General features: G+C 43.8%; 15 protein-coding genes. 14 read left to right on the forward strand and 1 reads right to left on the reverse strand.

Annotated elements, in window-relative coordinates; translation table 11 throughout:
- Positions 1-25 precede the first annotated feature (25 nt).
- From B6A27_RS14180 to ypjB, 7 genes are all read left to right on the forward strand, one after another.
- A complete protein-coding gene (locus tag B6A27_RS14180) occupies positions 26-556 on the forward strand; it encodes a ReoY family proteolytic degradation factor (RefSeq protein WP_080862410.1) in 531 nt (176 codons plus the stop codon).
- A gap of 91 nt (positions 557-647) precedes the next feature.
- Positions 648-1,097 carry a YpiF family protein gene (locus B6A27_RS14185; protein ID WP_066145425.1) on the forward strand — a complete coding sequence of 150 codons (450 nt, stop codon included), beginning with the start codon at positions 648-650 and terminating at the stop codon, positions 1,095-1,097.
- Positions 1,098-1,242: 145 nt separating this feature from the next.
- Positions 1,243-1,752 carry a Rieske (2Fe-2S) protein gene (locus tag B6A27_RS14190; RefSeq protein WP_066145423.1) on the forward strand — a complete coding sequence of 170 codons (510 nt, stop codon included), beginning with the start codon at positions 1,243-1,245 and terminating at the stop codon, positions 1,750-1,752.
- 3 nt (positions 1,753-1,755) lie between these two features.
- Complete coding sequence (gene qcrB / locus B6A27_RS14195; protein WP_066145421.1) at positions 1,756-2,430, forward strand: menaquinol-cytochrome c reductase cytochrome b subunit; 675 nt, start codon at positions 1,756-1,758, stop codon at positions 2,428-2,430.
- A 49-nt stretch (positions 2,431-2,479) separates the two neighbouring features.
- The gene (locus B6A27_RS14200) at positions 2,480-3,247 is read left to right on the forward strand and encodes a menaquinol-cytochrome c reductase cytochrome b/c subunit (RefSeq protein ID WP_066145419.1); all 768 of its coding nucleotides are present in this window, start codon (positions 2,480-2,482) and stop codon (positions 3,245-3,247) included.
- Between the two features lie 303 nt (positions 3,248-3,550).
- Positions 3,551-4,144: a lipoprotein heptaprenylglyceryl N-acetyltransferase LhaT gene (lhaT, locus tag B6A27_RS14205; protein WP_044742273.1), complete on the forward strand. Its 594-nt coding sequence runs from the start codon at positions 3,551-3,553 to the stop codon at positions 4,142-4,144.
- A gap of 58 nt (positions 4,145-4,202) precedes the next feature.
- Positions 4,203-4,988 carry a sporulation protein YpjB gene (gene ypjB, locus B6A27_RS14210; protein WP_080862411.1) on the forward strand — a complete coding sequence of 262 codons (786 nt, stop codon included), beginning with the start codon at positions 4,203-4,205 and terminating at the stop codon, positions 4,986-4,988.
- A gap of 60 nt (positions 4,989-5,048) precedes the next feature.
- Here the strand turns inward: ypjB and B6A27_RS14215 are convergent, their stop codons facing one another.
- Positions 5,049-5,921 carry a YitT family protein gene (locus B6A27_RS14215; protein ID WP_044742275.1) on the reverse strand — a complete coding sequence of 291 codons (873 nt, stop codon included), beginning with the start codon at positions 5,919-5,921 and terminating at the stop codon, positions 5,049-5,051.
- 155 nt (positions 5,922-6,076) lie between these two features.
- Between B6A27_RS14215 and B6A27_RS14220 the strand changes: the two genes are divergently transcribed.
- Genes B6A27_RS14220 through B6A27_RS14250 form a run of 7 tightly spaced genes read left to right on the forward strand, consistent with a single transcriptional unit; the run spans position 6,077 to position 11,645 of the window.
- Complete coding sequence (locus B6A27_RS14220; protein ID WP_080862412.1) at positions 6,077-6,412, forward strand: nucleotide pyrophosphohydrolase; 336 nt, start codon at positions 6,077-6,079, stop codon at positions 6,410-6,412.
- Positions 6,385-7,212, forward strand: a complete 828-nt coding sequence (gene dapB, locus B6A27_RS14225; RefSeq protein WP_080862413.1) for a 4-hydroxy-tetrahydrodipicolinate reductase — start codon at positions 6,385-6,387, stop codon at positions 7,210-7,212. The genes B6A27_RS14220 and dapB overlap by 28 nt, the downstream gene beginning before the upstream one ends.
- A gap of 13 nt (positions 7,213-7,225) precedes the next feature.
- Complete coding sequence (mgsA, locus tag B6A27_RS14230) at positions 7,226-7,648, forward strand: methylglyoxal synthase (RefSeq protein ID WP_044742278.1); 423 nt, start codon at positions 7,226-7,228, stop codon at positions 7,646-7,648.
- A complete protein-coding gene (gene bshB1, locus B6A27_RS14235) occupies positions 7,638-8,351 on the forward strand; it encodes a bacillithiol biosynthesis deacetylase BshB1 (RefSeq protein ID WP_080862414.1) in 714 nt (237 codons plus the stop codon). Before mgsA ends, bshB1 begins: the two co-directional genes overlap by 11 nt.
- On the forward strand, positions 8,348-9,484 hold the full coding sequence (gene bshA / locus B6A27_RS14240; protein WP_044742280.1) for an N-acetyl-alpha-D-glucosaminyl L-malate synthase BshA: 1,137 nt from the start codon (positions 8,348-8,350) through the stop codon (positions 9,482-9,484). Before bshB1 ends, bshA begins: the two co-directional genes overlap by 4 nt.
- A complete protein-coding gene (locus B6A27_RS14245; protein WP_080862415.1) occupies positions 9,481-10,698 on the forward strand; it encodes a CCA tRNA nucleotidyltransferase in 1,218 nt (405 codons plus the stop codon). The genes bshA and B6A27_RS14245 overlap by 4 nt, the downstream gene beginning before the upstream one ends.
- Positions 10,656-11,645 carry a biotin--[acetyl-CoA-carboxylase] ligase gene (locus tag B6A27_RS14250; protein WP_080862416.1) on the forward strand — a complete coding sequence of 330 codons (990 nt, stop codon included), beginning with the start codon at positions 10,656-10,658 and terminating at the stop codon, positions 11,643-11,645. Before B6A27_RS14245 ends, B6A27_RS14250 begins: the two co-directional genes overlap by 43 nt.
- Positions 11,646-11,801 lie beyond the last annotated feature (156 nt).

Here is an 11,801-nt window from a genome sequence, read left to right on the forward strand (position 1 = left end):
AAAACAATAGAGGGGGAGGAGTAGGATGACAGTATCGGTGAACGAAAAAAAGGAGTTCATTCGTTGGTTTTTGAGCCACTACCAGTTAAAAAGGCGCGAGTGTGTATGGATTTTAAACTACTTAATGAGTCACGACCAGCTGATGCGCAGAGTGCATTTTGTGGAAAATGCCCAATATTGCCCGCGGGGAATGGTGATGTCGACTCATTGCGTTGACGATGTTCCGTTTCGCTTTTATAAAGAAAACGTCATGACGACAGATGCTGAAAAGTCATTTCATGATATTCGCCTTAACCGCGAAGAAGATATTTACATCCAGCTTAATTTTCGAGCTTCATTTCATTCGCCGCAATACGTTGCCGTGCTGGAAGAAAATCCGTATGCCCCAAAATATACACAAGTGAATGAAAAAGATCAAATACTTGCAGAGCAATTTTTAGAAAAATCGCTTTATAACTTTCAAAAAGAACGGCTGATGAAGCTTATTGATGAAGCGCTGGATCGTCAAGATGAACTGGAGTTCAAGCGATTGACAGACCAATTAAAACAGCTGTAAACCTTGTGTGATGCAAGGTTTTTCTTTTTTGTGCAAGTATGGTATGTTGATAAAGAGGAATGGATAACCAAAAAGAGGGGAGAATAAAATCGTGAAGTGGACAGTAAGCGATGTGGATATGTATGAAAAAGAGAAGCAATATATTGATACAGCTTTGCTTCCTCTTGTCCAACTTACCTTATCCAATGCGACGAAAACGGCTGTTGCCGGCGGTGAACTTGTTCAGCTGCTTGCAAGTGAAGTGGAGCGGCAGTTGAAGGGGCGTCTCTTCTTGCTTCCGCCATTTACATACTTTTTAACCGAAACGAAGGAAGAATGTGTGAAACGGTTGAACGTTTGGACAGATGAATTAAAGAAAAGCGGCATGGCTCACGTCTTTTATTTAACAAGCGATCGGATGTGGAACGAAACAGAACTTGGCGGCAAGCTGTTTGTTTTGCCTTCTATTCCGCTTGAACATATGGATGAGGTCTATCAGCAGCAAATGGTCCGCGAACAAACATCCAAGCTGTTAAGCTCATTCATTTCTCATTGGACGTAGAGGATACGGTTGATTTGCGAGCGTTTTCATTGACGATCTTATTGACCTTGTCTCCATCTTGAGCTATCATTAGAATGTCCTAGTTTTATATGTGTTATAAGATTTTGTCCGGATGGACTTAATTTTACATAGAGGGGGGAAAATGATGAGCGAAAAGAAACACCGTGTATCAAGACGCCAGTTTTTAAACTACACATTAACGGGAGTGGGCGGATTTATGGCTGCTGGTATTCTCATGCCAATGGTGCGGTTCGCGCTAGATCCGATTTTAAAGGAAGAAGCAGCAGAAGAGATGGTAGCGGTTGCGCAAGTGAAAGACATCACAACAGAGCCGCAGCGCTTCGACTTTAAAGTCAAGGTGAAAGACGCATGGTATGAATCTGAAGAACCAAAATCGGCATGGGTGTACAAGGATGAAAAAGGTAATATCATTGCCTTGTCTCCGATCTGTAAGCATCTTGGCTGTACCGTTAACTGGAATGGGGATAAGTCGCACCCAAATCAGTTTTTCTGTCCATGCCACTATGGCCGTTATACAAAGGATGGTACAAACGTGCCTGGAACGCCGCCAATGCATCCGTTAGACCGTTACGAGTACAAGGTGAAGGATGGCAAGTTGTATTTAGGTAAAGCGAAACCACGAGGGGAGGCGTAATACGTGTTAAATAAAATTTATGACTGGGTAGACGAGCGGTTAGATATTACGCCTTTGTGGCGAGATATCGCTGACCATGAAGTGCCAGAGCATGTAAACCCAGCCCATCACTTTTCTGCATTCGTTTATTGTTTTGGAGGGCTCACATTTTTTGTTACAGTCATTCAAATCTTATCAGGAATGTTTTTAACCATGTACTACGTTCCAGATATTAAGAATGCTTGGGAGTCCGTGTATTATTTACAAAATGAAGTAGCATTCGGTCAAATTGTGCGCGGAATGCATCACTGGGGAGCAAGTCTTGTCATTGTCATGATGTTTTTACATACATTGCGCGTCTTTTTCCAAGGGGCCTATAAAAAGCCTCGTGAGTTGAACTGGATTGTCGGCGTGCTCATCTTTATGGTCATGATGGGGCTAGGCTTTACAGGATACTTGCTTCCATGGGATATGAAAGCGCTATTTGCAACAAAGGTTGGTTTGCAAATCGCTGAGGCTACTCCGATTATTGGTACGGCAGTGAAAACGCTATTAGCGGGTCATCCGGAAATTGTCGGTGCACAAACGTTGACACGTTTCTTTGCGATCCATGTATTTTTCTTGCCAGCTGCATTGCTTGGATTAATGGCTGTGCACTTTTTGATGATTCGCAAACAAGGAATCTCTGGTCCACTGTAAAATATATGATTCATGGATGAATCTATAAGATAAAGGAGGGAAACATGATATGCATCGCGGAAAAGGGATGAAATTCGTCGGCGATTCGCGTGTTTCTGCTGTGAGAAAACCGAATATTCCGAAGGATTATTCGGAATATCCAGGAAAAACAGAAGCGTTTTGGCCGAACTTCTTATTAAAGGAATGGATGGTTGGTGCTGTCTTCTTAGTTGGCTTTTTATGTTTAACGGTTGCTCATCCATCTCCGCTGGAACGGATCGCTGACCCGACAGATACGTCATATATTCCGCTTCCAGACTGGTATTTCTTGTTTCTATACCAATTGCTGAAATACTCATATGCTTCAGGTCCTTATACGGTCATTGGTGCGATCGTGATGCCGGGTCTTGCCTTTGGAGCATTATTGCTTGCGCCATTTTTAGATCGCGGGCCGGAACGTCGTCCATGGAAACGTCCAGTTGCGGTCGGCATGATGTTGTTAACGCTTGCAGCAATGGTTTTCCTTACTTGGGAATCGGTCGTTACTCACGACTGGAAAAAAGCTGCGGAACAAGGGAAAATCCGTGCTGAAGTCGAAATCGACAAAAACGCGGACGGATATAAAATTGCCCAAGCAAATACATGTACAACTTGTCACGGTGAAAACCTTTCCGGAGGAGCAGCAGCGCCTTCGCTTGTCGGCACAGGGCTAAAGCCAGAAGAAATTGCGAAAATTGCTAAAGAAGGTAAAGGCGGCATGCCTCCTGGGGTGTTCAAAGGAACAGATGAAGAATTGAAAAAGCTATCTGAATTTATTGCAGGATTGAAAGCAGAGTAGGATTAAAAGTGACAGGAAAAAAGCTGGCTACTATTAGTCAGCTTTTTTCTTTCATCTATATAATAAATACAATTTGATGGTTCAACACTTATCCGAAAGTGAGCGGATGATAACCGATTTCGACGGTCGGACGACCGAATAACACCGCTTTCTAGGCACATGAACTTGTCTGGAATGGCCAGCCGTTTGGCGCTTGGTCACGCCAAAGCGTGACAGCGGCAAGCCGCTAGCTTGTTTCTAATCATCAAAGAATTTTCGTCGGCTATAACATATAAGCTTGCTATAGAAGAAAGGAGGTGGAACATGATACAGTGGTATCTTTTACTTGCGGCTCCCTCTGTTCTTTGGCTGCTGCTTGTGATCAACATTGCCGGAACTATTTACGGATATATATGGTATGGACCGCAGCTTGCGGAAACACCAAGCCGATTTTTATTATTTGTCCCTGACAGCCCTACCGCTAGTTTGTTTTTTGTTTTTGTCTTGCTTGCTTTTATATTAAAAAGAAATTGGCCATTATTAGAAGCTCTGGCGATGGTGACTCTATTGAAGTACGGAATTTGGGCGGTCGTTATGAACATTCTTGTCTGGAAAGTGACTGGAACGCTTGGATGGCAAGGATGGATGCTTATTTTCTCTCACGGAGCAATGGCCATTCAAGGCTTGCTGTATGCCCCATTCTATCGAATGAAGGTGCGGCATTTAGCTTTTGCTGCTATATGGACCCTGCATAATGATGTGATCGATTATGTGTTTCAGATGCTGCCTCGTTACAGCATGCTTGAACAGTATATCCCGCAAATCGGCTATTTTACTTTCTGGCTAAGCATGATTTCTATTGCCGTTGCTTATGTATTGGGAATAAAAGAAGGTCGTCTACAAATTTCGCTCAAATAATGGTCTAACCTTGTCCAGCCTCTCATACATTGTAGTAGTTAGCGGAGGAGGGACAAGAATGAGGCGAATGGCAGTCATATGGATCATTATGATCCTTTGTGCATTTCCGTCAGCTGTCTTTGCTACACATCATGATGAATGGCAAAGGCTTGATAAAATTTCAGATCAGGCATTGCAGCTTGCTAAAAATAAGCGTTTTGAAGAAGCGAAGGACGTGTTGAATTATTTTTCTGATGAATTTTTAAAGTTAAATGCACGCGATCGCCTTAAATCGATGGATGAATGGCGTGCCATCACCATCACGCATGAAAATGCGTTAAAAGCCATTACCGCTTCCACATTGCCAGCGGAAGACCGAATTGATCAAGTGGTGCAGTTTCGTCTTGTAATCGATGCTGTTCATTCCAATTATCAGCCGCTTTGGGCGGAAATGGAATCTTCGATTATGGGGGCATTTCAGGAAATTGAAACAGCGATTGAGAGCGGGGATGAGCAGCAGTTTCAAACGGTGCTACAGCAATTTTTGCATCAATATGAAATCATCGAGCCAAGCGTAAAAATTGATGTGGAGCCTGCCTGGGCCAAAAAGGCAGATCAAGACATTGAACAGCTCCAAAGCCCGAGCTTTCACGCCCTTGACAAAACCAAGCAGCAGGAGCAGCTTGCGCAAATGAGGCAAGATCTTGCGGCATTGTTTAATCATATGAAAAAGGATGAAGCAGATTCTTCCTTATTATGGGTGATGATTTCTACGGGAGGAATGATTATATTGACATTAACCTATGTCGGGTTTCGCAAATATCGTGGAGAAAAGCAAAAAGCTCGCTCACATGAGGAACAATAAAAAAGGCTGAGGTCGAATCTCAGCCTTTTTGCTTGGCAGACCGGCCTTATGCTTTTGCTCTTAATCGTTTTGAATGGGCTGCTTATTTTCATCGAGGGTAAATCCCTCACCGAGTACATCATGCACATCTGTCACGGCGACAAAAGCATGGGGATCTACGGAAATAATGACATTTTTAAGGCGCGGTAATTCATTTTTGGCTACTACGCAATAAAGCACATCTCGTTCTCTTTTGGTATAGGAGCCGCGTCCTTTTAAAACGGTTACACCACGCTCCATTTCTGTTAAAATTTTGGCAGCGATTTCTTCGCTCTTTTCAGAAATAATGGTCGCTCCTTTTGCAGCATAACCGCCTTCCTGCATAAAATCAATGACGCGGGCGCCAATAAAGACGGCAACTAGCGTGTACATGGCCTCGCGGTATGAAAGGTATAAAAGCGACAATGTAATGACAACCGCATCAAAAGCAAACATGGTTTTTCCCATGCTAATTCCGCGATATTTGTAGAGAAGCCTTGCAATAATATCGACCCCCCCGGTTGTTCCCCCATAGCGAAAGATGATCCCAAGCCCGATTCCGACAAAAACGCCGGCAAACAAGGCTGCGAGCGTTAAATCATGCTTTAGCGGCATCTTGATTGCATAATGTTGAAAAATCCATAGAAATAAGGATAAGCTGACGGTCCCGATCATGGTATAAAAAAAGGAATGGCGTCCGAGCAGCTTCCAGCCGATAAAAAAAAGCGGGATGTTCAGCAGCAAATTCGTGAGGGAGGGATCGATGCCGAACAAGAAATAAAGGAGAAGCGTGATGCCTGTTACTCCTCCTTCCGCTAGATTATTTTGCATATTAAAATGAACGAGTCCAAATGCGAAAATAGCCGCGCCAAGTAAAATAAATAAGACATTTTTAATTTTCAGTCCAAAAACCATATGACACCTCCGCATAGTAATGATAGGCCGGCGATCTCAGTCATTAATTATAAATTATAGTGGAAGAGGAGGACTTGAGCAACGAAACGCAAAAATATTTGTCAAAATGGCTGCTTTTAGCTAACATGAAAGCATGAAAGGTGGGAATCAACGATATGTCGGAAAAAACGATCCAGCAATTGCAGAAGGAAGTTGATGATTATATTGGCCAATTTAAAGAAGGCTACTTCAGCCCGCTTGCCATGCTGGCTAGGTTGACTGAGGAATTAGGGGAATTAGCGAGAGAAATCAACCATTATTATGGAGAAAAGCCAAAGAAAAAATCAGAAACCGAAAAGACGATTGAAGAGGAGCTTGGCGATTTATTATTTGTCTTGATTTGCTTTGCGAACTCCCTTCAAATTGATTTAGAAAAAGCGCATGATATGGTGATGGAAAAGTTTCAGACAAGAGATCAAAACAGATGGACAAGAAAGGAAGAGAAAGAGTGAATAATCCAATTAAAGTAGCAGTGGCAGGCCCGCGAGGACGGATGGGACGGGAAGCGGTAGCGCTTGTGCATCATGCGGAGAATTTTCAGCTTGTGGCGGTGATTGACCGCATCCATGATGGAAAGGACTTAGCAGAGGTAGATGGTTTTAACGGCATTCATGCGCCAGTGTATACGGATATTGAACGCTGCTTTCAAGAGACAAAGCCGGATGTTTTAGTTGATTTAACGACTCCGGAAACGGGCAAGCGCCATACTGAGATCGCGCTTCGCTATGGGGTTCGTCCCGTAGTGGGAACGACAGGGTTTAGTCAAGAAGAGATTGAGCAATTAACAAAGCTGGCGGAAGAAAAAGAAATGGGCGCGATTATTGCACCGAATTTTGCAGTGGGTGCCATTTTAATGATGAAGTTTGCTCAAATGGCCGCCAAATATTTTACTGATGTTGAAATTATTGAGCTGCACCATGACCAAAAGCTTGATGCTCCGTCTGGAACAGCTGTAAAAACAGCACAGCTTATTTCGGCGGTGCGACCAACTAAAAAGCAAGGGCATCCTGATGAAAAAGAGACGCTTAAAGGTGCTAGAGGAGCCTCTTATGACGGGATTCCGATTCACAGTGTCCGCCTGCCGGGGTTGATTGCGCATCAAGAAGTCATTTTCGGCGGAAATGGACAATCATTAATCATTCGTCATGATTCGTTTCATCGCGGGTCATTTATGTCTGGAGTCAAGCTATCAATCGAAACCGTGATGAAGCTGCAAACGCTTGTGTATGGCTTAGAGCATATTATTGAATAGCGGGGGTGTCAGCGTGAAAATTGCCTTAATCGCGCATGATAAAAAAAAGGCGGATATGATTCAGTTTGCGACAGCTTATCAAACGATTTTAGCAAAGCATGAGCTGTATGCAACGGGAACAACGGGTTTGCGCATTATGGAGGCAACCGGTTTGCCTATCCATCGGTTTTGTTCGGGACCGTTAGGCGGAGATCAAGAGATTGGCGCTATGGTTGCACGCAATGAAATCGATATGATATTGTTTTTCCGTGATCCTTTAACCGCCCAGCCTCATGAGCCGGACGTCAGTGCTCTGCTTCGGTTATGCGATGTCTATAATGTGCCGCTGGCCACTAATATGGGGACGGCCGAAATTTTAATTAGAGGGCTTGAGCGTGGCGACTTCCAATGGCGGACTATTATTCATGAGAGAAAAGGTGACGAAAATGGAGCATGAGCAACTTGATATACTAGCATTTGGCGCTCATCCAGATGATGTGGAAATCGGGATGGGGGGAACGATCGCCAAATATGCGAAGCAAGGGTATCGAATCGGCATTTGCGATTTAACCTTGGCAGAGCTGTCGTCTAACGGAACTGTAGAACGGCGGCAAAAAGAAGCGCAAAAAGCAGCTGAGTTGCTCGGAGTTGCGGCAAGAATCAATCTTCATCTGCCCGATCGGGGCTTATATAAAACAGAAGAGGCTATTCGCTGTATTGCCGCTGTTATTCGCCAGTATCGTCCACGAGTCATCTTTGCACCGTATTGGGTAGATCGTCATCCCGATCATGGAAATTGTGCTTTTCTTGTCGAAGAAGCGATGTTTTCGGCTGGGATTCGCCGTTATGAGGCAGGAGGGCTGCCGGCACATCGTGTGTTATCGCTTTATTACTACATGATTAACAGTTATGAACGGCCACATTTTGTTGTTGATATTAGCCATACGATGGAAACAAAGCTGGCGAGCCTGAGAGCTTATGCAAGTCAATTTCAAAAAACAGCTCAGTCGGTTGATACGCCGTTAACCAATGGCTATATCGAAACCGTTGAAAGCCGCGAGCGGTTATGGGGAAAGCAAGTCGGAGTGCTGTTTGCCGAAGGATTTATGACGAAACAGCCGCTCGTCATTTCAAATGATTTGCTAGGAGAGAAACAATGAAGCTAAAAATAGGAATTGTCTGTTACCCAACGGTTGGCGGATCCGGTGTTGTCGCCACAGAATTGGGAAAATTGCTGGCGGAAAAAGGACATGAAATTCATTTTATTTCTTCAAGTATGCCCTTTCGCCTAAATAAAGTATATTGCAATATTTATTATCATGAAGTAACAGTCAATCAGTATTCCGTGTTTCAGTATCCGCCATATGATTTGGCATTAGCAAGTAAAATTGCTGAAGTAGCCAAACGGGAAAAGCTGGATGTGCTGCATGTTCATTATGCGATTCCGCATGCGGTTTGTGCGGTATTAGCCAAGCAAATGGTTGGATACGATGTGAAAATTGTGACGACGCTTCACGGGACGGATATTACCGTTCTCGGATATGATCCGTCGTTAAGCGATATGATAAAATTTGGAATTGAACAATCGGATCTGGTTACGGCTGTGTCGAATGCACTTGTTAAGCAAACTTACGAGCTGCTTGATGTTCAAAAGGATATTCATACCATTTATAATTTTGTTGATGAACGCGTGTATCATAAAAAAGATGTTAAGCATTTAAAACAACAATATGGAATAACAGAACAAGAAAAGGTCATTATCCATGTGTCCAATTTTCGCAAGGTGAAGCGTGTTCAAGATGTTGTGCATGCCTTTCTGCATGTTCGCAGCCAAATTCCTGCTAAACTACTGCTCGTTGGTGATGGACCAGAAATGACCGTTGTGTGCAGATTAGTGCGGCAACTAGGATTAACAGAAGACGTTCTTTTCTTAGGAAAACAAGAAAATTTAGAAGAACTTTATTCGATGAGTGATGTCAAATGGCTTTTATCGGAAAAAGAAAGCTTTGGACTTGTTTTGCTTGAAGCAATGGCTTGCGGAGTTCCGTGTGTGGGCACAAACATTGGCGGCATTCCTGAAGTGATTGAAGATGGCAAGACAGGGTTTCTATGCGAGCTTGGCAATATCGAAGAAGTAGCTGAAAAAACGCTACAAATGCTGACAAACGAAGATTTGCATACATATATGGCTGAACAAGCGCTTAAAGCTGTTTATGAAAAATTTCATTCGCAGCACATCTTACAGCAATACGAAGATGTTTATTTTTCGTTGATAAAAGAGGTGAAGCGATGAAAGAACCGTTTCAACGCGCGCTTGGCATTATTCGTAAACTGAAGCAACATGGATATGAAGCTTATTTCGTCGGCGGTGCGGTTCGTGACTATTTGCTAAATCGTCCGCTTGGCGACATTGATATTGCCACATCCGCTCTTCCCGAAGAAGTGATCAAGCTTTTTCCAAAAACGATTCCCGTTGGTTTAAAGCATGGAACCGTTGTTGTGTTAAACGACGGTATTCCATATGAAGTGACAACCTTTCGAACGGAAGGTACGTATGAAGATTATCGTCGTCCCGGGTCTGTGACATTTGTCCGTTCCCTGCGCGAAGACTTGCAAAGGCGCGACTTTACGATGAATGCCATTGCGATGGACGATCATGGAACACTATACGATCCGTTTCATGGACAGCGGGCGATTTCTGCTAAAATCATTTGTACCGTTGGAAAGGCGAGCGAGCGTTTTTCTGAAGATGCTCTTCGCATGATGCGGGCGATTCGGTTTGTCAGTCAGCTCGGTTTTGCGTTAGAAACGGAGACGAAGCAGGCGATTATTGAACATGCTTCGCTGTTGGCGCATATTTCGGTGGAAAGAATAACAGCCGAGTTTGAGAAATTGATGGCGGGCCCATTTGCAGAGAAGGCTTTCTCACTGTTAGAGGAAACAGGATTATATGTGTATTTGCCGGGACTTCGCGAAAAAAAAGAGCCGTTAAAAAAGTTGGCGCAATATGATTGGAAAGCATTGTCCTCTTCGATGGAGCGCTGGGGATTTTTGTGCTATTTGCTGTTAAGCGATCAAGAATCTTCCGCTTTTTTGCGACTTTGGAAGCTGCCTAACCGGCTAATGAAGGATGTGCAACATATTTTGCACATTCTGCCCCTCATTCGCTCACATGATGATTGGAAAAAAGAGCAGTTGTATGAGTTTGGGCTTGATTATGCTTTAGCGGCAGAAACCATTCGTTCCCTTATTGATATGGAAGATGCTTATAGCAATCGCCAACGGCTCGTCGCTCTCTTTGCTCAATTGCCTATTAAAAGCAGAAGTGATTTAGCTATTACCGGAAAAGATATCATGGGATGGATGGGACGTCCGGGCGGTCCGTGGCTGGCAAATATGCTGAAGAAAGTGGAGCAGGCGGTGATTCAAGGAAAAGTAGAAAATGACAAAGAGCGGATAAAGGAGTGGCTCATTTCATGCAATCTGACACAAGAAAAAAATTGCTAGAATTATTTTCTGAGGCCAATGGCGATTTTATTTCCGGACAAAAAATCAGCGATATTCTCGGCTGTTCCAGAACCGCCGTTTGGAAGCATATTGAAGATTTGCGGAAGGAAGGATTTGAGCTTGAAGCGGTGCGCCGCCTTGGATACAGAATTGTGAGTACGCCTGACAAAATTACAGCCAATGAAATCCGCCTTGGTTTAAAAACAGAGGTGTTTGGACAAACGATTTATTTTGAAGAAGAAGTGACCTCTACACAAAAAATGGCTCATCAGTTGGCACATGAAGGAGCAAAAGAGGGGACGATTGTTGTCGCTGAATTGCAGACGGCAGGGCGCGGCCGAATGGATCGAAAATGGTTTTCGCCAAAAGGGACAGGAGTTTGGATGAGTTTAATTTTAAGACCGCCGATTCCGCCGCAAAAGACGCCACAGCTGACGTTGCTGACAGCTGTCGCTATTGTCCAAGCTATTCAGGAAGTGGCGGGGCTTGTTCCTGATATTAAATGGCCGAATGATATTTTAATCAACGGCAAAAAATGTGTCGGCATTTTAACGGAGCTGCAGGCTGATCCTGATCGCGTTCATTCTGTTACGATTGGAATGGGAGTGAACGTCAATCATGAACGCGATCAATTTCCTGAAGATCTTCGCGGCATTGCCACATCATTGGCGATTGAAAAGGGAGAAAAAATAAAACGAGCTCGTCTCATCCAGGAAGTACTATTAAAAATGGAAACATTGTATCGGCAATATTTGCAGCATGGCTTTTTGCCGATCAAGCTGCTATGGGAAGGATACGCTATAAGCATTGGTAAAGAAATTACCGCTCGCACCTTGAACGGAACGATCCGTGGTTTCGCGCGCGGCATTACAGATGAAGGCGTATTAATCCTGGAAGACCATGATGGAACGATTCATCACATTCATTCCGCCGATATTTCATTGTAGCAAAAGTGTTCGAATTTTGTTAAAATATAGATGGATGTACAAGGGCAGTATCTTTTAGCGAAGAACTGCACCATGAAAAATGTGTCAGTGTTGTCAATGTGATCTGCCTTGATCCGCTAAAGGACTGGGACAGAGGGATGAACTCGGCCGATACAA

Origin of the sequence: Anoxybacillus sp. UARK-01, assembly GCF_002075365.1 — a bacterium.
Taxonomy (GTDB): Bacteria; Bacillota; Bacilli; order Bacillales; family Anoxybacillaceae; genus Anoxybacteroides; species Anoxybacteroides rupiense.